The organism is uncultured Sunxiuqinia sp., from assembly GCF_963974515.1.
Lineage (GTDB): Bacteria > Bacteroidota > Bacteroidia > Bacteroidales > Prolixibacteraceae > Sunxiuqinia.
The window spans coordinates 1-25,726 of the sequence record NZ_CAXBDD010000038.1 but is presented as its reverse complement, the minus strand read 5'-3'; the positions used below and the strand labels follow the sequence as shown (position 1 = coordinate 25,726).

The window sequence follows — 25,726 nt, the reverse complement described above, 5'->3', positions numbered from 1 at the left end:
GTTTGTCAATCAACCAAAAAAACAGCCGTATTGATCCTTTTTTATCACGTCAAAGAGTCCGGCCAAATCTTTCACTTCAGGAACCGGCTCATAACTTTCCCATTTACCACTGCCCCGCTTCCAAAAAAGGCGCCACACTCCCCGCGATTTAGTAAGCTTGGCCTTAGCAAAAGGGAGATGCATAATCTCATCTGGCTTATTCCATCGTGGACGAATTTCGAAAAGTTCCAGCGTGTTATCTTCAAAAGTGAATCCAACATCCACCTGCCCCCGTATTTCTTCTGGCGGTCGCATGGAATCTACAAATTTTTGAATTTGAACCGCCAGCAAATTGATTGTTCCGTGATTATCTGCCATTTGGTTTATTTACCTATTCTATCCGAATATTCCGTGCCTGATTTTCAGCGTTTCTACGATGACGACTTCATCAAGCGCATTTCCAAGTATTTGGATGTAAAACCAAGTTTTTCGTAAAGATAGCGAGCCGGATTATCGGGCTCCACATGCAGGGCAATGTTTCCTTCGGCCTGGTTGATGGCTTCCTGCATCAACTGCTTGCCAATACCTTTTCCCCGAAGTGCGTTGTGTGTGGCAATGTACACCAGTATATTTTCTGGGATATAATCTTTCATACCCGTTTGGTTCACCACAACCGCCCCCACAACTTCCGTGTTTTCGTAGGCAGCCAAAACAAAACCACCAAACGAGGGATATTCCTTTAAAGAATAATCGACTGCCTTTTCAATATCGTTTTTGGGATCACCAAAATGCTCCAGATGTTGGTACAAGAAATCGATGACCTGATTCTTTTCTTCCAGGCTTGGCTTGTCTTTTTCGGTGAAGGTTTTGATTTCAATCATTCGGTGCTCTTTTTTTTTGAATTCCAGTTAAATCAACGGCTATTGTCGCAAAAAGTTGATTTCGTTCTGACGAACAGACACCCGCTTAAAGCCCCATAAAAGTATAAAAAGTGGATGAATATCCACAAGATTGCCTCATCTCATTCAATTCCCGTTAGGTTGTTTTGAAACGATCAATGACAATAAAACGACTATAAAAGATAATAATTGACAGCCATGGTAGAAAAAATAGGCATGCCAGACGACAATCATAAAAAAAGGAAATTTATCGACGCGTAAAAAAGGACCTGCCGGAAAGGCAGGCCCTTGAGAAAGCTACAGACTTAAAGGCTGAAGAAATTATTAATTGTAGGCACTTTCTCCATGTTCATAAACATCAAGACCTTCTTCTTCAATTCGCTTGGAAACCCGAAGCACTTTGGCTTTCTTCAAGATATAGAATAAAATCAATCCACACCCAAAGGCCCAGGCAAAGAAGGCCAATACTCCGATGGCCTGAATACCGAGCAAGCCAGCTCCATGACCATAGAATAATCCTTCTGAAGTTGAAAATAATCCAACGGCCAAGGTCCCCAGCGCACCGCTAACACCGTGTACCGAAATGGCTCCAACAGGATCATCCACCTTCAATATTTTGTCAATAAACTCAACAGCGAATGGCAACACAAATCCTGCAATGGATCCAATCAAAACCGCGCCAACCGGGTCAACAGCATCACAACCCGCAGTAATGGCCACCAATCCAGCTAAAGCACCGTTCAGTGAAATAGACAGGGCCGGGCGTTTGTAACGAACCCAAGATACAAACATGGCAACAACGGCGCCGGCAGCAGCTGCCAGGTTGGTGGTTACCGCAATATGCCCCAGGGCTACAGCGTTGTCGGTTCCTGCAGCGGCCAACTGCGAGCCGGGGTTAAAACCAAACCAGCCGAACCACAGGATAAAAACACCCAAGGCTCCCAATGCCAGATTGTGACCCGGGATCGCTTTCGCTTTTCCGTCTTTACCATACTTGCCAATCCGCGGGCCAATAATCGCCGCTCCGGCTAATCCAAGCCAGGCACCTACCGAGTGAACAATAGACGAACCGGCAAAATCGTGGAACCCCAATTCGCTCAGCCAGCCACCACCCCAGGTCCAGTGTCCTGAAATCGGGTAAATGAAGACCGTAATAACGACACTAAAAATCAGATAAGCTTTAAACTCCGTCCGTTCAGCCATCGCACCCGACACGATTGTTGCCGCTGTAGCCGCAAAGACGGTCTGGAAGAACAGATCAGCGTAATCCGAATAATTGTCGCCAAATCCTTCACTCATGAAGAAGAAATCAGGCGTTCCAATTATTCCCCCAATCGACTCACCATACATTAACGTAAAGCCAATGATCCAGTACAAGAGCGAACCTATGGAAAAGTCCATCAAGTTCTTCATCAAAATGTTTGCAGTATTCTTCGAGCGGGTAAACCCAGCCTCTACCATTGCAAAACCTGGCTGCATGAACATCACCATAAATCCTGCAATCAATAACCACATGTTGTCTATGCCTATTTGTAGGCCTTGTAACGTTTCTTCCATGATAATTCTATTTTATGGTTATTAATCTTCTTTTCCTTTGATGAATAAGGACTCATCACCATACTCCCCTGTTCTTATGCGATACGACTCTTCAATATTTGAAATGAATACTTTACCGTCCCCTATTTCACCGGTTCTACCCGCTTTCATAATCGCCAAAACAGTCTTTTCCACATTCTTATCGCGAACAATAATGGAAAGAATCGTCCGTTCAATCGTACTGGTATCGTACACGACACCGCGGTATGCGCGTTCTTGTCTTGTTTGCCCGACACCGCGCACATCCCAGAAAGAGAAGAATTCAATGCCAGCTTCATGAAGGGCCTCAGTGACCTCTTCAAACTTGGTCTTTCTAATAATTGCTTCAATCTTTTTCATCTCGAAATCTTTTTTTTTTATAATGATATGCCTACAACAATATAAAATTGTTCCGTGTCTGGGTTTAAGATCGCTGCTCCGGAAACTGGGATTGAAAATGAATCGGTGATTTTGATTTCCTTGGAAGTTCCAATTCCAACATTACATACATTGAATTCGCCGTCCGAAGTGTGCCATCCATCTCCAGCCCCTAGAAATAGGTCGACGTTTCCAACCGCAACACCAGCTTCAAAATACACATCCCCGCCAGCAGATGCAGCCCCACCTGCCTCATTTAAAATGTAATTTCCGGCCAGACTAAGCGCGCCAGTTTCAAATCCCAAATTCACCTCAAAGGCATGTGCTCCGGTTTCCGTACTTGTATCAAAAAACTCGGTACCCGGATAATAATAATCGGTTAATCCAACGCTCAACCCAAAATCAAATCCGTAGGATAAGTATAGATCCATTTCCTGGAATCCATCGTAGCCTTGTGATCCCCATGCCCCGATAGAAAAACCACCCGACGTATAATCTACATATGGCTGTAAAGACGGCCCACTAAATGCAATTCCGCGAAAAACATAGGTGCTGTACAAATCAACACCCGTACTCCAGGAACTCTCTTCCTGGGCTTGAACATTTAAAGCAAACATACTTGCCAGTACCAAAACTAAAATTGAAAGTGTCTTTCTTTTCATGATTCTAAAAATTAAAGGGTTTAACTAAACTTTTTACCTATTCTTCTTTCTTTCGTGTTTTGCTTTAACGTGTGATCAAAAAAGAAATGCTCTTTTTTAAATGACCCCCCATTATTTTGTGATCTCCGGTTCAAAAGTATGTATATTTTCATTCGAGGATCTAAAAACAAAGGGGTCAATATTCAATTTAATAGTTAATTAACATTGAAACCCCTATGTATAAAGGGGTACGCAATCAGGATTTCGTATTTTTTATAGAAAAATGTCAAACTTTAAGGGGGTGTATCACGAAAAACATCATTTTCTGATAGAATGACGGCTTAAAAACAAGAAATATGTCATTTTGAGCTTTTATGAATCTTTTTGTGATATTTTGATTGTATTTATTGTTTTTATATATCTTTTAGTCATCCCGTATTGAATCATTCAATCTTATTGCTCAAGCGCCAGAATAAACTGAGTACATTTATTCGAAAAAACCTCCAATGGAAAGAATAAACCGAAATGGAGGACTTCGTTTGGAAGGAGGACTTCGTTCTGAATAGGACTATTCCGAAAAAAGTAATTAATTTGCATGCTCGATCTTTTAGTTGATCAAGTCTGAACAAAAAAACACGCTTTTAAACGGTATTTTAAAACTATAACCATTCTTGCATTATGAAACTCTGGGATAAAGGCACACCTGTAAACAAACTCATTGAAGACTTCACGGTTGGAAAAGATCGCGAACTGGATCTCTACCTGGCGAAATTTGATATTCTCGGCTCCATGGCTCACACCATCATGCTTGAATCGATCGGCCTGCTTGAGCAAGATGAACTGGAAAAGCTGATGTCCGAAATGAAAGCGGTTTACCAAAAGGCTGAAAAAGGAGAATTCGTTATCGAGGATGGAATTGAAGATGTGCACTCGCAGGTGGAATCATTGCTTACTGAAAAGCTTGGTGATGTAGGCAAGAAAATACACAGCGGACGATCGAGAAATGACCAGGTTTTGCTGGACTTGAAACTGTTTGCCCGCGAAGAGATCCGTCAACTGGTTGAAGCCTCCAACGAGCTGTTCGACACACTGATTAGTCAAGCCGAAAAATACAAAAGTCGACTGATGCCGGGCTACACCCACCTGCAGGTAGCCATGCCGTCTTCCTTTGGCCTATGGTTTAGCGCCTACGCCGAAAGCCTGGTTGATGACCTCACCCTGTTGCAGGCCGCCTTTAAGATTACCAACCAAAATCCGCTGGGGTCGGCTGCCGGCTATGGCTCATCATTTCCCCTCGACAGGCAATTAACCACCGACCTACTGGGTTTCGACTCCATGAACTACAATGTGGTTTATGCTCAAATGGGGCGTGGAAAGATGGAAAAGACCGTCGCTTTCGCCATGTCATCCATCGCCGCTACACTCTCGAAGCTGGCCTTTGACGTTTGTCTGTTTATGAGCCAAAACTTCGGATTTGTAGCTCTTCCCGACGAACTAACCACCGGCTCGAGCATCATGCCACACAAGAAAAACCCGGATGTATTTGAATTAATCCGATCACATTGCAACAAACTGCAGGCCCTGCCCAACCAAATTACCCTAATGACGAACAACCTGCCAAGCGGGTATTTCCGCGATCTGCAAATCGTCAAGGAAGTTTTCCTGCCAGCATTCGACGAACTCATGAGCTGCCTGAAAATTGCCAACTTTGCCTTGGGCGAGATGACTATCAAGGAAAATATTCTGGAAGACGACCGCTACCAATACCTGTTTAGTGTTGAAGATGTCAACCGGTTGGTTCAGCAAGGAGTTCCGTTCCGCGACGCCTATATCCAGGTTGGAAAACAGATTCAGCAGGGCGACTACAAACCAAGCAAGCAGGTGGCACACTCCCATGCGGGCAGTATCGGGAATCTTTGCCTTCGCGAAATTCAACAAAAAAGGAATCTGACTGTTGAATCATTTGACTTCAAAAAGATGGATTCAGCTATCAAAAAGCTATTAAAATAAGCTACAACTGTTAATAAAACGTTATTTCTAAAATAAGACTACAACAACTTGTTATTCGTCATCTTTTTTGTAACTGCTATGAATTTCACCTGATTATAAAATAATAATCAGAAAACAAAGTGATTTATTCATGTTTTCGAACATGCAAAAAAAGGCAGGCAATTGGATATTATTCAATTAATAGCTATTTTCGCTTTCACTTCATAAGTATTTTGTGGGTTTTGCTTAAAGATTTAAAGTAGTTGAAATTTGTTCAATCTACTCGTGTTGTGTCTTGTAGTGATATACAAGACTTGTGTGATAAATATTTAAATGAATAAAGAATGCAGTTAAGATTTCCAAAAACGCAGGGATTATATAACTCTGCCAATGAACATGACAATTGTGGGATCGGATTCGTGGCTCATATCAAAGGTCAGGCCTCTCATGACATCATATCCAGAGGACTTCGGGTACTAGAAAACCTTGACCACCGGGGAGCAACAAGTGCCGATAATGCAACAGGTGATGGTGCAGGTATATTAATGCAAATTCCTCACGAATACATCAAGTCTGTCCTGAAGATTAATGTTCCGGAACCAGGCCAATACGGCACCGGCCTAATATTTCTGCCAAAAAAAGAAAACGAAGCAGATATCTGCCTGGATATTCTGACAAAACATATCAAGGAAGAAGGACTGGAGCTCATCAGCTACCGCGATGTGCCCGTTGACACGTCAGCTCCTGGCGAAATTGCCAAGCTTACAGAACCGGTTATCAAACAGGTTTTCGTTAAAGCAAATCTGGAACCCGAAGCACTGGAACGTAAGTTATATCTTGTGCGGAAACTTACGGAAAGAGCTGTGGCCAATTCAAATCTGAAACACCGGGAAGGATTCTACCAGCCAAGTCTTTCAGCCAGAACAATTGTATACAAAGGAATGCTTACGCCTTTTCAGCTCAGTGAATACTTCAAAGATCTTCAACACGAAAAGTTTAAATCAGCGATCGCGCTGGTCCACTCGCGTTTTAGCACCAACACTTTCCCTACTTGGGATTTGGCGCAACCTTTCCGTATGCTTGCCCACAATGGCGAGATCAATACAGTAAAAGGAAACCGTAAATGGATGGAAGCTCGCGAAGCCTTGTTGAAATCTGAGATTTTTGGAGAAGACCTGAAGAAACTCCTGCCGGTGGTTGAAGACAACAAATCCGATTCTGCTTCATTCGACAATGTTCTGGAATTCCTGCACCTGACCGGACGTTCGCTGCATCACGCCTTGTGCATGATGATTCCCGAATCGTTTAACGAGAAAAACCCCATTCCGGAAACCCTAAAAGCTTTTTACGAATATCACTCAACCATTATGGAACCGTGGGACGGGCCGGCTTCCATGGTATTCTCCGATGGTCGTTACATTGGTGGCACACTCGACCGAAACGGTTTGCGCCCCTCGCGCTATGTCATCACTAAAAATGATCTGATTGTGATGGGGTCCGAGGTGGGCGTTCAGCAATTCCAACCGGAAGAAATTGTAGAAAAAGGGCGGCTTCGTCCAGGAAAAATTTTGCTGGTCGATACCAAACTGGGCATCATCATTCCCGACAAGGAAGTAAAAGACCAACTAAGCAAGCGCAATCCTTACGAAATGTGGTTAAGAGAAAACCGCATGCGCATGAAAGATATCAAAGTCAAAAAACGTGTTCCTTCTGAAATTGAAGAGTTTGAAACCCTTTCACAGGTTTTCAACTACTCAAAGGAGGACCTGTACGACCTGATTCAGCCGATGGCGATCGGTGCTGCCGAGCCCACCAGCTCGATGGGTAACGACACGCCTCTGGCTATTTTCTCCGAAAAGCCACAGCTTTTCTTCACCTATTTCAAGCAGATGTTTGCACAGGTAACCAACCCTGCAATCGACCCAATCCGGGAAGGACTGGTGATGGCTTTAACAAACTACATTGGCTCGCTGCACTCCAATATTTTGGCCGAAACTCCGGAGCATTGCAAGCTGATCAAATTTGACGGGCCACTGATCACCAATACCGACCTGGGAAAAATAAAAGACCTGAAGGATGAGATGTTCACCCATAAAACCATCCCAATGGTTTTCCCGATAAAAGGTGGATATAAAGCTTTCAAACAGGCATTTGACGACATGCTTGAAATGGCCGAAAAAGCGGTTGATGACAAAAAGAATTTCATCATACTGTCCGACCGCAAGGTCGATGCAGAGCATGCGCCAATTCCATCCTTACTGGCAGTCGCTGCGGTACATCATCACCTGATTTCGAAAAAGAAACGCATGCAGGTGGGTATAATCGTCGAAACAGCCGAAGCCCGCGAAGTCAACCACTTCGCCCTTTTGCTGGGTTACGGCGCGAGTATCATTAATCCCTACATGGCTTTTGCGGCCGTCGACCGATTGGTGAAAGAAGGTAAAGTTGAGCTGGAATACAAAGATGCCCGCAAAAACTACATCAAGGCCATTGATAAAGGCTTGCTAAAAATCCTTTCCAAAATGGGTATTTCAACACTCCGCTCCTACCATGGAGCTCAGATGTTCGAAGCGATGGGTGTCAGCCGCGAACTGGTGGACAAGTACTTCACTGGAACAGCTTCGCGCCTGAGCGGAATTGGATTGGAAGAAATTGCCGAAGAATACTCCCGTTTCCATAGGGCTGCCTATAAACAACGTAGCACAGCAGAGAAATTCCGCTTTGAAAGCTCAGGGGTTTATGCCTGGCGGAAATACGGCGAGCACCACGCCTGGAACCCGGAAGCCATCGGCCTGCTGCAATGGGCAACCCGAACAAACGACTACAGCAAATACAAAGAATACAGCACCCTGGTTGATCAGGACAACAAAAAACCCGGGTTCATTCGCGGATGCTTCAAGTTCAAGCAGAATCCGATCCCATTGGATCAGGTTGAGCCTGCCGAAAACATCATGAAACGGTTTGTAACCGGAGCCATGTCCTACGGATCAATCAGCAAGGAAGCCCACGAAGCCTTGGCCGTAGCGATGAATACCGTAGGCGGACGAAGCAACACCGGTGAAGGCGGCGAAAGCTCCGACCGTTTTGGAACCAACAAACAGAGCTCCATCAAGCAAATAGCCTCCGGACGTTTTGGCGTAACCAACAACTACCTGACCAATGCTCACGAACTGCAAATTAAAGTTTGCCAGGGCGCCAAGCCGGGCGAAGGCGGACAGTTACCCGGGTTTAAAGTCAATAAAATTATTGCTAAACTCCGGAACTCAACACCCGGAATTACGCTGATTTCGCCTCCTCCTCATCACGATATATATTCGATTGAGGATTTGGCTCAGTTGATTTACGACTTGAAAGTAACCAACCCCAGAGCCAAAGTATCGGTAAAACTGGTTGCTGAAAATGGCGTGGGAACAGTGGCCGCGGGTGTCGCCAAAGCCTTCTCTGACTTGATTATCATTTCGGGAGGCGAAGGTGGAACAGGAGCCAGCCCGGCCAGTTCTATCAAACATGCCGGCCTACCTGCAGAGATGGGTATTGCCGAAGCGCAGCAAACATTGGTTATGAATAACCTGCGCGGACGTGTAAAATTACAGGTTGACGGACAGCTAAAAACCGGTAAAGATGTGGTTTCCATGGGATGTTTGGGTGGTGAAGAATTTGGATTCTCAACCTCAGCACTCATCACCATGGGATGTATCATGATGCGCAAATGCCACTTGAACACCTGCCCGGCCGGTATCGCCACGCAAGACAAGGAGTTAAGAAAACGCTTCATCGGAAAATCTGAATTTGTTATCAATTTCTTCCGTTTTGTAGCCGAAGAGGTCCGCGAATACATGGCCGAGATGGGAGTTTCTAAATTCGAAGATCTTGTTGGACGTGCCGATCTGCTTGAAGTTGACGAAACAGCCACCAACTGGAAAATGAAAAACATCGACTTCTCCCAGGTATTGCACATGCCGGAAGAAGCAAAAAAATACGACATCCACAATACGCATCCAAACTTGAAATCAATTGAAGATCATCTGGATCACAAATTGATACTGGATTCGAACAAAGCGATTAAAGGAAAAGAGAAAGTCTGGATTTCGCACCCCGTCATGAACACTGACCGGACGATCGGCGCCATGCTTTCAGGCGAAATTTCGAAACGCTATGGTGAAGAAGGATTACCGGAAGACACCATCAACTGCACATTCCATGGAACAGCCGGGCAGAGTTTTGGTGCTTTCCTGGTGAAAGGAATTAACTTCCGACTGGAAGGCGATGCCAATGACTACACCGGAAAAGGTCTTTCCGGCGGTAAGATCGTCGTGGTTCCTCCAGCAGGATCAAATTTCAAGCCCGAAGAAAATATCATCATCGGCAATACGACCTTTTATGGCGCGACCAATGGAGAAGGCTACATTCGCGGCGTTGCCGGCGAACGGTTCTGCGTGCGGAACTCCGGAGCAAAAACCGTTGTTGAAGGTACCGGCGACCACTGTTGCGAATACATGACCGGTGGACGGGTTGTTGTGCTGGGAAAAACAGGACGTAACTTCGCTGCGGGAATGAGCGGTGGAATTGCCTATGTGCTCGATGTTGACGGTGATTTTGACTACTACTGCAACAAAGGTCTGGTTGAGCTTTCGCCAGTTGAAGACCGCACGGACATTGATGAGCTGCAGGAAATGATCAACAAACACCTCTTATACACACAAAGTTCTTTAGCGGCAAAAATTCTGACCAACTGGGAAGAATACCTGCCAAGATTTGTGAAAGTAATTCCGTTCGAGTACAAAAAGGTGCTTGAGGAACTGAAACTGAAGGAACTGGAACGTAAATTACAATTGACGGAAGATGATCCATCACGTCACGAATAGCGATTAAGGAACGAATTGAAAAACAAGAAAAGAATATACGACTATGGGAGATCCTAGAGGTTTTATGAAAGTACTCCGCAAGGAAGGCGGGTACAGACCTTTAAACGAAAGAATATATGATTACGGGGAAGTAGAGCAGACCCTGAACGAAGAAGACAGAAGGTTACAGGCAGCACGTTGTATGGATTGTGGCGTTCCGTTTTGTCACTGGGGATGCCCCGTTGGGAGTAAAATTCCGGAATGGCAAGACGCCATTTACAACAAAAACTACGCTGAAGCCTACGATATTCTGCATTCAAGCAACAGCTTTCCGGAAATGACCGGCCGCGTTTGTCCCGCGCCGTGCGAAAAGGCATGCGTGCTGGCCATCCACAACGAATCGGTTACCATTCGTGAAAATGAATCGTCGACCGTTGAAAAAGCCTTTGACTTGGGATTGGTAAAAGCCAACCCTCCTCAATTCCGGACAGGGAAAAAAGTGGCGATCATTGGATCAGGACCTGCCGGACTATCGGCTGCCGACCTGCTGAACCATGCCGGACACGAGGTGACTGTTTTCGAAAAAAACGATGCCATCGGGGGTTTACTCCGCTACGGGATTCCTGATTTCAAACTAAACAAAGGGATCATCGACCGACGCCTGTCGATTTTCGAAGAGGAAGGCATGATTTTCAAAACAAAGACCTGTGTAGGAAAAGATATCTCGAAAGAAGAATTGCTAAATGAATACGATGCCGTTTTGCTGGCTATGGGCGCCGAACAACCTCGCGACCTGGTCACCGAAGGACGCGACCTGGAAGGTGTTCATTTTGCGATGGATTTCCTGACCCAGCAAAACAAAGTAGTTGCCGGAAAAAGAGTCAACCGGAGCACGCGTATTTCCGCTGAAGGCAAACATGTTCTGGTGATTGGTGGTGGCGATACCGGCTCCGACTGCGTAGGCACTTCTATCCGTCAAAAAGCAGCCAGCGTCACACAAATAGAGATCATGCCCAAACCATCGGAAACACGTTCCGACAACAATCCCTGGCCTTATTGGCCAACCACCTTGCGGACTTCCAGCTCACACATGGAAGGATGCGACCGGAAATGGGCACTTTCAACCCGCCGCCTGATTGGCGAAAACGGACAGGTAAAAGAAGCCGAAGTGGTGGAAGTGACCTGGGACAAAGATAAAGACGGACGTTGGATGATGTCGGAAGTTCCCGGAACAGAGCAAATTCTAAAAGCAGAATTGGTTTTATTGTCCATGGGCTTCACTCAACCGGTACACAATGGCTTACTCGAAGAACTGGGCGTTGAATACGATGCGCGCGGCAATGTAAAAGTCAACAAGAAGAAGCAAAGCTCAATTGCCAAGGTATTTGCAGCCGGCGACGTTGAACGTGGCGCCAGCCTGGTGGTTCACGCCATTCAGTGTGGTAAGGATGCGGCAGCCGCCATCGATGAATTTTTAAGCTAGCGAACGCTTACAGTAGAATATCACAACTCGTAATACCATTAAAAGGCTTCGCAATTTTCGCGGGGCTTTTTTTTTGATGGTTGACACTGATCAGATGCCTTCGAGTCATCCACAGAGTAGAGCAAACAGGCTCCCGGCATCACGCCCGGCTCATTTGTCCCCGGTTATAGGAAAAGTAAATGCCAACCACGCTGATGAGTGCAAAACTGATGAATCCCCACTTCATCACCTCAATAAACAGATCGTCTGGAACAAGCTCAATGGCCTGTCCGCCAAGCATGCCGGCAAAGAAAAGGGTGGCAATGGTCATGCTGACAATTTGCCCCAGCACCCGCATGGTGGCCGCCGAGCCCGATGCCAGCCCATACTGGGTTTTAGCCACCGAACTCATAATAGTATTCATATTGGGCGAAGAGAAAAAAGCAAAACCGAGCCCCACCCAAACCAGCAGGACCACAATCAGCCATAGCGGAGTGTCAGCGTCAAGAAATGCGAAAGCGCCTAGCCCAATCGAACACATCGTCATGCCCAAGCTGGCCAGGTAGCGCGGTTGAATTCGGTCGGAAAGCCGCCCTGCAACAGGCGAAAAGATGGCCATCATAATGGGTTGCGCCACCAATATGGCTCCGGCATCGCGGGGCGCCAATCCCTGAATCTTTTGCAAGTACAAGCTCAACAAAAAGACGATTGCAAAGGTGGCGCTGTAGTTAATCAGGGCTGCCAGGTTCGAATAGGCAAACAAGCGGTTTTTGGTAAATAATTTGGTGTCAATCACCGGCCGGTCCGACCGGCTTTCCAGCATCCAGAAAACAATCAGCGCCAGCGCGCCGCATCCCATCATCATCCAGCCCGAGCCGTTGTCAATTTGCGAAGAACCATAAACGAGTGCCACCAAGCCAAGCATGTAAACCCCCGCGCCTTTCAGATCGATCTTTTGACTGGCATCAGCCCGCGCTTCGTCCTTCCCCAGAAAAAGAAAAGCAATCAAAGTAGTCAGCACGCCTAAAAAAGTGGACACAAAAAAGATGGTGCGCCATCCCAGGTATTGCGTTAAAATTCCGCCGGCAAAAGGGCCAAAAGCCAGCCCCAGATAAACGGCCGAAACCGAAAGCCCCAACACCCGTCCCCTGTATTGCGGTAAAAAAGCTGACACCAGAATTGCCGGTCCGGTGGTGCTGGTAAAGGCTGCACCCACTCCCTGGATGAAGCGAAAAAGAATCAGCCAGAAGCCTGAACCCGCCAAGCCACAGGCGAGTGACGACAAAGTAAAAATTAGTACGCCCAGCTTAAACAGCCGCCGAATGCCTTTTAAATCGCCCAATCGGCCGAGAGGCAATAAGAACATGGCGGTGGCCAACAAAAAGGAAGTAACCACCCAGCTCAGGCTAACGGCATCGAGCCCAAAACTCTTTTCGATAGCCGGCAAAGCAATGTTCACCGATGAAATCAGAAACGTCCCCATAAAAGAGGTGACAGCCACAATGCCAATGATTGAGATTTGCCTTTTGGTCCACAGCATAATTTTCAGCAAAAGTATTGGTCAAGTCACGCAAAAGTAAGATTAATTCATCACAGGAAAAAGGAAGACCTCCATTGGGGTTTGTTTCCCCTGATAAGGGTAGGTTGGGTAGATACCAAGACAAGGGAGTCTGCAAAGCAAGAGAATGGCAGCTACAAGGCGAGGGCATGGTGTCTGCAAGCCAAGGGAATGGTCGAAGCAAGCGGGAGGAACGCCCCTCCCTTTGCAAAGAACTCCAACAACAGTTAGGCATTACCGAATTCTCGGGCTTTCAAGATTAGCCCGTCAAGCAAGGCGACATAGATTTTAAAGCCCTCTTCAATTTCCGAAGACCGGATGTATTCATCAGCCGTATGCGAACGCGCACTGTCGCCCGGCCCGATTTTGATGGATGGAAACGGCATCACGGCCTGATCGGAAGTCGTTGGCGAGCCATAGTAAGTCAGCCCCAAGTCTACTCCCCGCCGAACAATGGGATGAGCGAGTTCAATCCCTGAAGAATTCAGACGAAAAGAACGGGCTCTTACCTCCGACTCAATCAAGCCAGCTACAATTTCAAAAGCCTGTTGGTTGGAATAATGTTCGTTGGTGCGTACATCGACCACAAAAGTGCATTGATCGGGCACCACATTGTGTTGCGAGCCGGCATTGATTTGGGTAACCGAAAGCTTCACCTCACCCAGCACTTTCGATGTTTTTTCGAAGCGATAATCCCTCAACTTCTGGATATCATCCAGCGCCTTATACAGGGCATTTTCACCTTCATTGCGGGCAGCATGGCCTGCTTTTCCATGAGCAGTGCAGTCGAGCACCATCAGTCCCTTTTCGGCAATCGCCATTTGCATTTGCGTAGGCTCGCCAACAATTGCCAGGTCCACAAACCCTAAATCAGCAATCAGGCTGGCCATGCCATCCGGTCCCGAAATTTCCTCCTCAGCCGAAGCCGCATAAATCAAATTGAATGGCAAGTCATTCTTCTGGTTAAAATGAACAAATACGGCGAGCAGCGTCACCAACGAAGCCCCGGCATCATTGCTTCCCAGTCCGTACAAACAATCTCCGTCCATTTCAGCGCCAAACGGATCTTTGGTCCAGTTTTTAGCCGGACGAACCGTGTCAATATGCGAGTTCAGCAAAATTACGGGATGGCCTTCTTGCCAGTTCGTATTCTTCGCCCAAGTGTTATTTTTCTTGGTCTGAAAGGCAATTCCTTTCTCCGTCAACACTTGACGAATCAAGTTAGCAGCAGGCTCTTCTTCCTTGCTAAACGCTTGAACCCGGATCAGTCTCTTTAATAGTTGAATGTATTCCTTCATCTCAGTCGGTGGTTTTTCCTGAATAAACAGGGTTTTAAAAATACGGTTTTTCTTTCATGTGAAACATTCGATGACAAAATAGTGCTCACCGATAGAAATAAAAAAAGCTGCAACCATTTTCTGTCAGAAAAATGTTGCAGCTTTCTTGGCATAGACAAACACGTTAATTACGCTTCTCAAACTCCATCAGCGCTTCATCCAAAAACCGAACAAAGTTATCCGGGTTTAAATCGTAAGCTTTCGGATCAACAAGCAATTCGCCTTCCGTATCGGTCAGCACGTAATAGGGTTGCGCATTGACACCAAACTTTGTAATCTGAAAGTCGGCATATTTTTTTCCTAACGTCTTTTTCACTTTCCCGTCGTAGCTTGAAGTCACCCATTCACCTTCAGGCAATTTCGATTTGTCATCCACATACAACGCGATGATCACAAACTCATTCTGAAGCCGTGCCAACACCCTCGGATCAGACCAAACGGCTGCTTCCATCTCGCGACAGTTCACGCAGCCATGCCCCGTAAAATCGATAAAAACCGGTTTGTTCAATGCCTTGGCGCAAGCCATCCCTTGTTCATAGTCGAAATAGCCATCCAGCCCATGAGGCAAATGCAAAAACTCACCAAACTTCGGTTCTTCACATTGCTCGCTTCCTTCATAAAAACCAATATTCCCGCCTGTGGCACTAACCAATCGTACTTCGTCGCGAATAATCTTGTGCAAGTCAAAATCGTGGGTGCTTTGCGGTGGGACATAGCCTGCAATCGCTTTTAGTGGCGCACCAAACATGCCCGGAATCAGATAAACCACAAAGGAAAAAGATGCAATGGCCATCATTAACCGCGGAACGGAGATGAATTTCAAATCGCTGTCGTGCGAAAACTTCAGCTTTCCCAGCAAGTACAAGCCCAGCAAAGTAAAAATAACGATCCAAAGTGCCAGATAAACTTCGCGGTCGAGAATTCCCCAATGATAGGTCTGGTCGGCAATACTCAGGAACTTTAAGCCAAGCGCCAGTTCCAAAAACCCCAGCACGACTTTCACCGAATTCAACCAACCGCCCGACTTGGGAAGGTTGCTTAACCAACCCGGGAACAGCGCAAATAAAGTAAAGGGCAGAGCAAAAGCCAGAGCAAATGCAAACATGCCGACAATTGGCTTCAATACAGCTCCTCCGGCCGATTCAACTAGAATAGCGCCCACAATTGGCCCGGTACATGAAAACGAAACCAGCACCAGGGTCAGCGCCATAAAGAAAGAGCCTAAAAATCCGCCTTTATCCACTTGCTTGTCCGACTTGTTGACCAGCCAACTGGGCATCACAATCTCGAACATGCCGAAAAAAGAAAAGGCAAAAAGCACGAAAATGATAAAAAACAAAATATTGGGAAGCCAGTGTGTACTCAGCCAGTTGGCGGCATCGGGTCCAAAAACCACAGCTACCAGTGTTCCGACAACCGTATAAATGGCGATAATTGAAAACCCATAAAACGCCGCATACAGACGTGATTTCAGCTTCGACTCACCGCTATGCATGAAAAATGAAACGGTCATCGGAATCATCGGAAAAACACAAGGCGTAAGAATGGCAGCCAAACCAGCTAAAAAAGCGAAGAAGAAAAACAACCAAAGCGTTTCCGTCGAGCCCTCCTTGCCCTTATCAGTCAGCAACCGGGGCGTTGTTGTTTCCTTATCTCCGGGGGCTTCAACTTGTCCGGTACCCCCTTCATCAGCACCATTAAAGGAAAAGCTAAAATCGGCTTCGGTGGGTGGCAAACATACTTCATCGTCGCAACACATAAACTCTACATAACCAGCAATAACAAGGGGATCATCAGTCTTTAAACGAATAGTCTGGATAAACTCCACCTGATCGCTGTAATACCGCAAATCCATTTGAAAGGTTTGATCAAACTCTTCCACCGGCTCGGGTTTCTTTTGCAAATCGCCAACGAACTCGAACTGAGCAGTATCTTCGTAGTTGATTGAAGTGGGGACAGGACCACCTTCAGGGAGATAAGTATCATACAAATGCCAGGTTTCTTCAATGGTAGCTTTAAAGATGAGTTGAACCTCTTTACCATCTTGTTTCGAATCGAAGCTCCATTTCACCGGCTCCAAAACCTGCGAAAATACAGGAAATACAAACAAAAGCAGAACGACTGTCAGAAAACGCTTTTTTAGTTTCATACGAATATCTTCTATTTTTTTGATGAATATAACAAAGATAGTCAGGAAATGCTTGTTCTGGAAATGACATTCAACCATGTGCGAGGCAAGGCTGAGGCATTTCTTAGATCAAATATTTAATTATCAACATATTTGGATGTTCCATAAGAAACCTGAACGATTGTTAATGAGTTTAAAAGTAAAAATCCCAGACTGTTCGCCCGGGATTTTTAGGTATTAAAGAATAATTTCGTCTAAATTATCGTCGTAAAAATGATACTCCAGAAAGCTGTAGGCATTCACGCCTTCAACGGTGATTCTCCTGAAATACTTAAAGGCCCACTTTCTTTTAATGGAATGAATTCCTTTGGTTAAAAAAGCGGCCACATAGGGATGAACCTTCAAGGTCAAACTCTTCTTGTTTAAATCTTTAAAAATGTAGTTGACTTTGCTGCTCAGTTCATCTGTAAAGAGAATGGATGGATTTACTTTTCCGGTGCCCTTGCATGACGGACAGACTTCAGCTGTTTCTACATGCTCTTCTGGCCTTACCCGTTGGCGGGTGATTTGCATCAAACAAAACTTACTTAATGGCAGTATGTTGTGTTTGGTGCGATCATCTCCCATCGCCTCTTTCATACGTTCAAAAACCTTTTGTCGGTTTCCTGCTTCATGCATGTCGATAAAATCGATCACGATGATGCCTCCCATATCTCTCAACCTCAATTGTCTTGCTACTTCCTCGGCTGCTGCCAGGTTGACTTCCAGTGCATTGGTTTCCTGATCAACTCCTGCTTTTGACCGATTGCCGCTGTTAACGTCAATCACATGAAAAGCTTCGGTATGCTCAATAATCAGGTAAGCGCCGTTTTTAAATGAAACGGTTTGTCCAAATGACGCTTTTACTTGCTTGTCTACTCCGAAATATTCGAAAATTGGTTGTCCTCCTTTGTAAGTTTTTACAATTTTTCGTTTTTCCGGAGCAATCGTCGCAATGTAATCGGCTACATCATCAGCTACAGCAGCATCGTTCACGATGATGCTGTTAAACGTTGGGGTATAAATATCCCGTAATAAAGCTGTTGTCCGGTCGATCTCTCCAACTACTAAAGCCGGGGCAGTGGCTATTTTCAGTTTTTGGAAAGTGGTTTCAAATTTAGCAACCAGTCTTTTCAGTTCCTGGTCTAGTTCTGCTACCCGTTTACCTTCGGCAACGGTTCGGACAATCACACCATATTTCTTCGGTCGAATACTTTGTATTAATTTCTTCAGCCTGTTTTTTTCTTCGGTTGAGCTAATCTTTTGCGACACACTAACTTTGTCGCTGAAAGGCATCAACACTAAATTTCGTCCAGCTATTGAAAGCTCAGAAGTTAGCCTGGGGCCCTTGGTGGAAATGGGTTCCTTGGCTATTTGTACCAGAATGTTCTGGCCTGCTTTAAGTACCTCTGTTACTTTGCCCTCCTTGTTAATATCGGGCAAAGAATGAATTTTAGATAATGAAGAAATACGGTTCTTTTTGGAACTGGCAATTTTCATGAACTTATTCAAAGTTGAAAACTGAGGTCCCATGTCGAGATAATGCAAAAATGCATCTTTTTCATAACCAACGTCGATGAATGCAGCGTTTAAGCTCGGCATAATTTTCTTCACCTTGGCTAAATAAATATCGCCTACGGCAAATTTTGCTCCGCTTTTTTCCCTGGTAAGTTCAACTAAGCGTTTATTTTCTAATAAGGCAATAACGACTTCAGAGGGAGAGACATCAATAATTAGATCGCTACTCACAACGTTATTTTAATTTTAATTTATAATGTAACTTTTTACATTAGTTAAAAACGGATTAAACCTAAAGCACTTTTGCGCTTTAGGTTTAATCATTCTTTTTTTTCTAAGCTACTGCTAGAAAAAGCGTAAGACTATTTCTTTTTCTTGTGTCTGTTCTTACGTAGTCTTTTTTTACGCTTGTGCGTAGCCATCTTATGTCTTTTTCTTTTTTTTCCGCTTGGCATAACTTTATTTTTTTACTTCATCTTTAACTTGAGCAACAAACGTTTTGGCTGGTTTAAAAGCCGGGATAAAATGCTCAGGAATAATAATTGTTGTATTCTTCGAAATATTACGTGCTGTTTTCTCAGCTCTCTTTTTCACGATAAAGCTACCAAATCCCCGAAGATAAACATTTCTTCCTTCAGTTAATGAGTCTTTTACTGTTTCCATAAAAGCCTCTACCGCTTTTTGTACTGTTACTTTTTCGATTCCCGTGTTCTTGCTAATTTCATTAACAATATCTGCTTTAGTCATCTCTTAAAATATTTAGTTTTCAATAAATTATAAAATTCGTGCTAATCGGTGTGCAAAAATAAAAATTATTTAAAAACTATATACATCTGAAATGAATTATTTTTGCAATTCATAAAGATTTTAAAGCAGTTATGATTAAAAACAGCTCTTTCGCCCTTATTGTTCTGAATTGGTACGAGAAACACAAGCGCGAACTCCCCTGGCGCGAAACCCTTGATCCCTATTCCATTTGGCTGTCGGAAATCATCCTGCAACAAACCCGTATTGATCAGGGGATGGCCTATTATTTGAAGTTCATTGACTCCTATCCCACCGTCCATGATTTTGCGGCTGCTTCGGAAGATGAAATCTTGAAAATGTGGCAGGGACTGGGGTACTACTCCCGTGCCCGTAACATGCACAGCACGGCAAACAGCATCGTCCGAGAACACCAAGGCAAGTTTCCGGCAGATTACGCAAGCTTGCTCCGGCTAAAAGGCGTGGGTGAATATACTGCATCAGCCATTGCGTCCATTGCATTCAATTTGCCACATGCAACCGTTGATGGCAATGTTTTCCGCCTCTTGTCTCGCGTTTTTGGAATCAGCACTCCCATCGACACGGGAATAGGGAAAAAAGAATTTACAAAACTGGCCAATGAATTGATTGATGAACGTCAACCGGGGCAGTTCAACCAAGCCCTCATGGAGTTAGGTGCCATTCAATGCACACCCAAAAAACCAGACTGCGAAAATTGCCCTCTTAATAATGTCTGTGTTGCGTGGAAGAATGACCTGACAGAATCGTTACCCGTTAAAAAAGGTAAAACCACAATCAGGAAACGTTATTTCAGTTACCTGGTTATTGAACACGGGCAATACACCTACCTCAACAAACGGACTGAGAATGACATCTGGAAAAACCTATATGAATTCCCCGTTGCTGAAACCACCGAAAAAAGCGACCTTTTCAGCACGCTTAACGAACACCAACCATTTTTTCCTCCGGAAACCGAAATTCAGATCAAAAAAGAAACTTACTGGCAAAAGCAGGTATTAAGTCACCAACACATTTTCTACCGTTTTATTTACCTGAAATTAGCTGGCAAAATAAATATCCCATCCAACTTGATTAGGGTGAATAAAAAAGATATTTTTAACTTTGCCGTTCCCAAACCAATTGAAAAGGAGCTGGAACAAAATAACTGGCTTTGATTCGTTCGTATGAGAAATGAAGGGTTTAAGGCCCAAAATCGTGTAGTTCATGATTTTTTAAAATATTTGGCTCTCAGAGGAGGAAATTTTGTAAATTCATTATTGTTTAATTTTAAAACCTTAGCTATGTCAGTAAACAAAGTAATTTTAGTCGGAAATGTAGGCAAAGACCCTGAAGTCAGGTATCTTGACAAAGATGTTGCTGTCGCCAATTTTTCGCTGGCCACCTCTGAGAGCTACACCGCAAAAAACGGCGAAAAAGTAACTACAACCGAATGGCACAACATTGTTATTTGGAGAGGCTTGGCAAAAGTTGTCGAGCAATATGTAAAAAAAGGTGACCGTTTGTACATTGAAGGTCGTATTCGCACGCGTTCGTGGGAAGACAAAGAAGGTAACAAGCGTTATACAACAGAAATTTACGGCGACAATATGGAAATGCTTGGGGGCCCACGCAATCAGGGTGGAAATAATGACAACCAACACGCCAGCCCGCAGAACGAAAAGGAAAATCGAGCCAGCGAACCGGACTTTGAACAAAACGAAGAAGACGATTTGCCATTTTAAAAATTTAAACTGATTTAATTGGAAACAGACCCTTTACCGATACTCACAGCAATTAACTGGGATATTGAATTTTATCCCCTCACAACCGCTGTAATTCTTAGCCTTGCTTTTATATTGGTCTTATTATTTTCTTCGGCATTGATATCAGGCTCCGAAGTCGCCTATTTTTCACTGAGCCCGCAAGACCATGAAAAACTCAAGTCCGTCAAAAGCAGACAGAATCAAGCGATCCAAAAAAATCTTGAAAGCCCTGAAAAATTATTGGCCACCATATTGGTGGCCAATAATTTTGTCAATGTGGGGATTGTCATTCTCTCGGCCTATACTGTTGGGAAGCTATTCAATTTCACCTCCTCACCTACCCTCGGCTTTATCTTCCAGGTCGTTATCATTACGTTTATCTTGCTTCTTTTTGGAGAAATCATCCCTAAAGTATATGCAACGAGGCACCCACTGGGCTTTGCTCGTTTCATGGCCATTCCACTGATCGTGCTCGAGCGAATTTTCCGGCCAGTCAATTCAGTCCTTATCTACTCAACATCTTTCGTCAAGAGACGTTTTCAAAAACAAACGCAAAATATTTCAGTCAATGAGTTATCGCAGGCACTGGAACTCACCCTGGAGCATGAACACAACGAAGACAAGGAAATTCTGGAGGGAATTGTCAAATTTGGAAATAAAAATGTCGTTGAAATAATGCGTTCGCGTGTGGATGTTGAAGCGCTCGACCTCAAAGACTCCTACAACAAAGTCATTAACCTGATCAATGAATCGGGCTATTCGCGTATTCCGGTTTATTCGGGCTCCTTTGACAACATCAAAGGAATCCTTTATATCAAGGATTTGCTTCCACACATTCACAAAAAAGAAAACTTCAAATGGCAAACCATTATCCGCCCGCCATTTTATGTGCCCGAGACCAAAAAGATTGACGACCTGCTCGAAGAGTTTCAGAAAAACAAAGTTCACATGGCAATTGTGGTCGATGAGTACGGCGGAAGCTCCGGAATTGTCACCCTGGAAGATGTACTGGAAGAGATTGTAGGAGAAATTGTTGACGAATTTGATGAGGAAGAAAACTATTTTGCCAAAATTTCAGAAAACAAATACCTGTTTGACGGCAAGATCCTGCTGCATGACTTTTATAAAATTACCGGCACCAACGACCATGTTTTTGATGATTACAAAGGAGACGCTGATACACTGGCCGGATTAATCCTTGAACTGAGAGGCGAAATTCCGGTCGTTCACGAGAAATTAACTTGCGAAAATTTTGACTTCTCAATTGAGTCTGTTGACAACCGACGCATAAAAAAAATCAAAGTTGAGATTAACTAACGAATGATTCTCTATGCAAAATCAACTGCTTTTGATAAGTATAATTCTCGCGGTGTTGGCCAGCTGCCAAAAAGAATACACACCAAAACCCCGTGGTTACTTCCGGATTGACTTTCCTGAAAAATCGTACCATCAATTAGATCAGGATCTCCCGTATTCGTTCGAAATCGCTGACTATTCGCAAGCCCGTCCCTCGTCAGCCGCAATTGCTGATTCCGGATGGATGACGATCAGCACACCAGCCAACAAAACGGACTTGCACCTCAGCTATGCCCAACTAAATGACGATCTGAATAAACGCATGGAAGAATCGCGGCGTTTGGCGTATGACCATTCCATCAAAGCCGATGCCATTGAGGAGCGGGTGTTCGTTAATCCCGACAGAAACGTTTATGGCACCATTTATTATATTGAGGGGAATGCCGCTTCGCCGATTCAGTTTTACCTGACCGACAGCACCAGACATTTTTTGCGCGGTGCACTCTACATTCGCGAAATACCGAATATTGACTCGATCCGGCCAGTCATCGATTTCCTTCGGCCCGATATTATTCATTTGATTGAAACAACAAGCTGGAATTGACCGATGCCATTAGCAAAAGAAGTTCATATTGAAGAGGGTTTGCTGTTACTTTGGGAACTGGATGAAGACCTGGAGTGGCTGAAGATGCAGTTTCCCCTGCTGGAAACAGACCAAACATTTCAAACGCTGAAAAATAAGAAAAGACAACAGGAATGGCTGACAGTAAAGATGATGCTGAGACACATTGGCTGCAACGACCTCAAAGTTTATTATAACGAAAACGGCCAACCACAAATCAAACATGTCAACTATCAGCATATTAGCATCAGCCACTCCCACCAACTGGCAGGCATCTTTCTTCACCCGTATCGACGGGTTGGGCTGGATATTGAAAGCTTAAACCGGAATTTTTTAGGAATTGAAAGAAAATACCTCTCGCCAGCAGAAATTGAACTGGCACAACAGAATGAAAAATGGCACTGTCTTTTTTGGTGCGCCAAGGAAGCGGTTTTCAAGATAGCCGGAATCCCGGGCATCCACTTCGTCGATCAGATATCGGTTTCGCCGAAGCAAAACAGTCAATTAGCAGCAGAATTAAAAACAGTAAATTGTCATCAATCCTTTCAGCTCAACTATTTTGAGCACAACGGGCATTTCGTTGTTTATTTGGCGGGCAGGTAACCAAGATAATAAAAAAACAAACGCTTTTAGAACTTCATCGCTAGCTAGTTGTTTATCCCCAAAATTACCGTTATGAAACAAGCAGAATCACATATATTAGTCATTTTTGGAGCCTCAGGCGACTTAACCAAGCGCAAACTAATTCCTGCCCTTCTCGAATTGGAGAAACAAAACCTGCTACCTGAAGCTTTTGCGGTGCTTGGCGTAAGCCGCACCAACCTTTCCGACAAAGAATTCCGTCAGCGCATGACCGAATTCCTGGGGAAGAATGAAGACGAAAACCTTCTTGAAAAATTTCTTAACCGGCTTTACTACCAATCGATTTCAACCGCCGAGTCCTATGAGTACCCAATATTGAAGGATCGTTTGCTGACCATTGCCAAAGAAAACCTGATACCGGAGAATTTCATTTTTTACCTGTCCACCCCACCACAGCTGTATGAAATTATTCCGAATAATCTGGCTAGCGTCAAACTAAACAAATCGGACGATGGTTTCAGACGATTAATCGTAGAAAAACCATTCGGAACAGATTTGAATTCCTCCAGAGAACTCAACAAGAACCTGCTCAACTATTTTGCTGAAAATCAAATCTATCGCATTGACCATTATTTAGGTAAGGAATCGGTTCAAAACCTTTTGGTAACGCGTTTCTCCAATGGAATTTTCGAGCCCATCTGGAACCACAATTTCATCCACCACATTGAAATAACCTCTGCCGAAAGCCTTGGAGTGGAAGGCCGTGGAGGTTATTACGATCATTCGGGCGCCATGCGTGACATGGTGCAAAACCACTTACTTCAGTTGGTTGGTCTGGTAGCTATGGAGCCACCGGTGGTTGTTGAAGCCGATGCCATCAGAAATGAAGTACTAAAAGTATTTCAATCACTCCGCCCAATCAGGGAAGAGGAAGTCGAAAAGTACGTGATCCGAGGGCAATACATCGAATCGCATATTAAAAACGACTTGGTAAAAGGGTACCGACAAGAAGGAGGTGTTGATCCCGAAAGCCGGACAGAAACTTTTATGGCGATGAAGTTTTTTATTGACAACTGGCGTTGGGCGGGTGTCCCGTTTTATATCCGAACCGGCAAAAAGCTCCCTACCCGGGTGACCGAAGTCGTGATTCATTTCAAAAAAACGCCACATCATTTGTTTGGCAACCAGTACAACACCGAACAAACCGCTAATCAACTGGTTATACGCATACAGCCAGATGAAGGAATCTTGCTCAAATTTGGCATGAAAGTTCCTGGAGCCGGCTTCCGGGTTCAATCCGTTAACATGGATTTTCACTACGAAGATCTGGCTGACTCTCAACGTTTGCCCACAGCTTACGAGCGCTTGCTGCTCGACTGCATGCAGGGTGATGCCACACTCTATTCGCGTGGCGATGCTGTGGAGAAGGCCTGGGAATACGTACAGCCCATCATGAATGCGTGGCAAAACGATCCGGATATTCCGATTTATGGCTACCCTGCCGGCACCTGGGGACCAGATGTTACCGACCAATTGATTGAAGACGGACAATGGCGTTATCCCTGTAAGAATCTGTCAAATGACGGTACTTACTGTGAATTGTAATTTGACGAATTATTTGAAGCAACTACTAAAACACAAGAATCATGGCGGAAAACAAGGAAGTAAAAATTTTCTCCAACTCCCAAGAACTAGCCGAAGCTTTTGCGTCTGAGCTCTTTCACATGGTAAAAGGCAGCCGACAGCGTTTCGACATTGCCCTTTCCGGCGGGAGTACCCCCAAGTTACTGTTTGATGAACTAGCCAGGTCCTATGCAACAAAAATGCCTTGGGATCGGATTCACTTTTGGTGGGGCGACGAGCGATGCGTACCTCCAAGCGATGAAGAAAGCAACTACGGAATGACACAAAAGCACTTGCTTTCGAAAATCAAAATGAGTGAAAGTCAGGTGCACCGAATAAAAGGAGAGCTGCCTCCTGACGATGCAGCCAAAGATTACATTCGTGAGATCCAGTCGCACCTGAACGAACGGGCTGACTGGCCTGTTTTCGACCTGATCATTTTGGGCATGGGAGACGATGGACACACGGCTTCAATCTTCCCTCACGAAATGCAACTCCTTCAATCATCCAAAATATGTGACGTGGCTACGCACCCTGAAAGCGGCCAAAAACGAGTAAGCCTGACCGGAAATGTGATCAACAATGCAAACCGGGTTTATTTCCTTATTTCAGGAAAATCGAAAGCCAAACCGATTTCCGAAATCATGAATAATAAAAAAATGGCCAGCAGACTTCCAACTTCTTATATTGAACCAAAACAAGGAAAGATTATCTTCTTTTTGGATGAA

At 44.7% G+C, this 25,726-nt stretch carries 20 protein-coding genes; 10 read left to right on the top strand and 10 right to left on the bottom strand.

All coding sequences use genetic code 11. The annotated features are described in order from the left end of the window. Positions 1-9 precede the first annotated feature (9 nt). From AAC033_RS10335 to AAC033_RS10315, 5 genes are all read right to left on the bottom strand, one after another. On the bottom strand, positions 10-357 hold the full coding sequence (locus AAC033_RS10335; protein ID WP_339737751.1) for a DUF3024 domain-containing protein: 348 nt from the start codon (positions 355-357) through the stop codon (positions 10-12). Positions 358-410: 53 nt separating this feature from the next. After that, positions 411-860 carry a GNAT family N-acetyltransferase gene (locus AAC033_RS10330; protein ID WP_339737749.1) on the bottom strand — a complete coding sequence of 150 codons (450 nt, stop codon included), beginning with the start codon at positions 858-860 and terminating at the stop codon, positions 411-413. 342 nt (positions 861-1,202) lie between these two features. Then, positions 1,203-2,435, bottom strand: coding sequence for an ammonium transporter (locus AAC033_RS10325; RefSeq protein WP_339737747.1), 1,233 nt, complete (start codon positions 2,433-2,435; stop codon positions 1,203-1,205). A 21-nt stretch (positions 2,436-2,456) separates the two neighbouring features. Beyond that, positions 2,457-2,813: a P-II family nitrogen regulator gene (locus AAC033_RS10320; RefSeq protein ID WP_339737745.1), complete on the bottom strand. Its 357-nt coding sequence runs from the start codon at positions 2,811-2,813 to the stop codon at positions 2,457-2,459. Positions 2,814-2,830: 17 nt separating this feature from the next. Further along, positions 2,831-3,493, bottom strand: coding sequence for a TorF family putative porin (locus tag AAC033_RS10315; RefSeq protein ID WP_339737743.1), 663 nt, complete (start codon positions 3,491-3,493; stop codon positions 2,831-2,833). A 657-nt stretch (positions 3,494-4,150) separates the two neighbouring features. On the opposite strand from AAC033_RS10315, the gene argH reads away from it, so the two are divergent. From argH to AAC033_RS10300, 3 genes are all read left to right on the top strand, one after another. Continuing rightward, entirely contained in the window at positions 4,151-5,482 is a 1,332-nt protein-coding gene (gene argH, locus AAC033_RS10310) for an argininosuccinate lyase (RefSeq protein WP_339737741.1), read from the top strand. Between the two features lie 323 nt (positions 5,483-5,805). Next, positions 5,806-10,326 (top strand): glutamate synthase large subunit, encoded by a 4,521-nt coding sequence (gltB, locus tag AAC033_RS10305; protein WP_339737739.1) that lies wholly within the window; start codon positions 5,806-5,808, stop codon positions 10,324-10,326. A 43-nt stretch (positions 10,327-10,369) separates the two neighbouring features. Beyond that, positions 10,370-11,788: a glutamate synthase subunit beta gene (locus AAC033_RS10300; RefSeq protein WP_339737737.1), complete on the top strand. Its 1,419-nt coding sequence runs from the start codon at positions 10,370-10,372 to the stop codon at positions 11,786-11,788. Positions 11,789-11,927: 139 nt separating this feature from the next. Here AAC033_RS10300 and AAC033_RS10295 read toward each other — a convergent pair whose 3' ends face one another. From AAC033_RS10295 to AAC033_RS10275, 5 genes are all read right to left on the bottom strand, one after another. Further along, entirely contained in the window at positions 11,928-13,307 is a 1,380-nt protein-coding gene (locus AAC033_RS10295; RefSeq protein WP_339737735.1) for an MFS transporter, read from the bottom strand. A gap of 245 nt (positions 13,308-13,552) precedes the next feature. Continuing rightward, positions 13,553-14,623 carry a M20 family metallo-hydrolase gene (locus AAC033_RS10290; RefSeq protein ID WP_339737733.1) on the bottom strand — a complete coding sequence of 357 codons (1,071 nt, stop codon included), beginning with the start codon at positions 14,621-14,623 and terminating at the stop codon, positions 13,553-13,555. Between the two features lie 163 nt (positions 14,624-14,786). Further along, complete coding sequence (locus AAC033_RS10285) at positions 14,787-16,811, bottom strand: cytochrome c biogenesis protein CcdA (protein WP_339737731.1); 2,025 nt, start codon at positions 16,809-16,811, stop codon at positions 14,787-14,789. 216 nt (positions 16,812-17,027) lie between these two features. Continuing rightward, positions 17,028-18,578, bottom strand: a complete 1,551-nt coding sequence (locus AAC033_RS10280) for an Rne/Rng family ribonuclease (protein ID WP_339737729.1) — start codon at positions 18,576-18,578, stop codon at positions 17,028-17,030. A 228-nt stretch (positions 18,579-18,806) separates the two neighbouring features. Next, positions 18,807-19,094, bottom strand: a complete 288-nt coding sequence (locus tag AAC033_RS10275; protein ID WP_339737727.1) for an HU family DNA-binding protein — start codon at positions 19,092-19,094, stop codon at positions 18,807-18,809. A 131-nt stretch (positions 19,095-19,225) separates the two neighbouring features. Between AAC033_RS10275 and mutY the strand changes: the two genes are divergently transcribed. From mutY to pgl, 7 genes are all read left to right on the top strand, one after another. After that, on the top strand, positions 19,226-20,287 hold the full coding sequence (mutY, locus tag AAC033_RS10270; RefSeq protein WP_339737725.1) for an A/G-specific adenine glycosylase: 1,062 nt from the start codon (positions 19,226-19,228) through the stop codon (positions 20,285-20,287). A 126-nt stretch (positions 20,288-20,413) separates the two neighbouring features. Further along, entirely contained in the window at positions 20,414-20,854 is a 441-nt protein-coding gene (locus tag AAC033_RS10265; protein ID WP_339737723.1) for a single-stranded DNA-binding protein, read from the top strand. Positions 20,855-20,872: 18 nt separating this feature from the next. After that, positions 20,873-22,192 carry a gliding motility-associated protein GldE gene (gldE, locus tag AAC033_RS10260; protein ID WP_339737721.1) on the top strand — a complete coding sequence of 440 codons (1,320 nt, stop codon included), beginning with the start codon at positions 20,873-20,875 and terminating at the stop codon, positions 22,190-22,192. A gap of 31 nt (positions 22,193-22,223) precedes the next feature. Next, positions 22,224-22,775 (top strand): gliding motility lipoprotein GldD, encoded by a 552-nt coding sequence (gene gldD, locus AAC033_RS10255; RefSeq protein ID WP_339737719.1) that lies wholly within the window; start codon positions 22,224-22,226, stop codon positions 22,773-22,775. A gap of 3 nt (positions 22,776-22,778) precedes the next feature. Further along, on the top strand, positions 22,779-23,396 hold the full coding sequence (locus tag AAC033_RS10250; RefSeq protein ID WP_339737717.1) for a 4'-phosphopantetheinyl transferase superfamily protein: 618 nt from the start codon (positions 22,779-22,781) through the stop codon (positions 23,394-23,396). Positions 23,397-23,468: 72 nt separating this feature from the next. Then, positions 23,469-24,980, top strand: a complete 1,512-nt coding sequence (gene zwf / locus AAC033_RS10245; protein ID WP_339737715.1) for a glucose-6-phosphate dehydrogenase — start codon at positions 23,469-23,471, stop codon at positions 24,978-24,980. A gap of 41 nt (positions 24,981-25,021) precedes the next feature. Beyond that, on the top strand, positions 25,022-25,726 hold a 705-nt coding region (gene pgl, locus AAC033_RS10240), incomplete at its 3' end, for a 6-phosphogluconolactonase (RefSeq protein ID WP_339737713.1).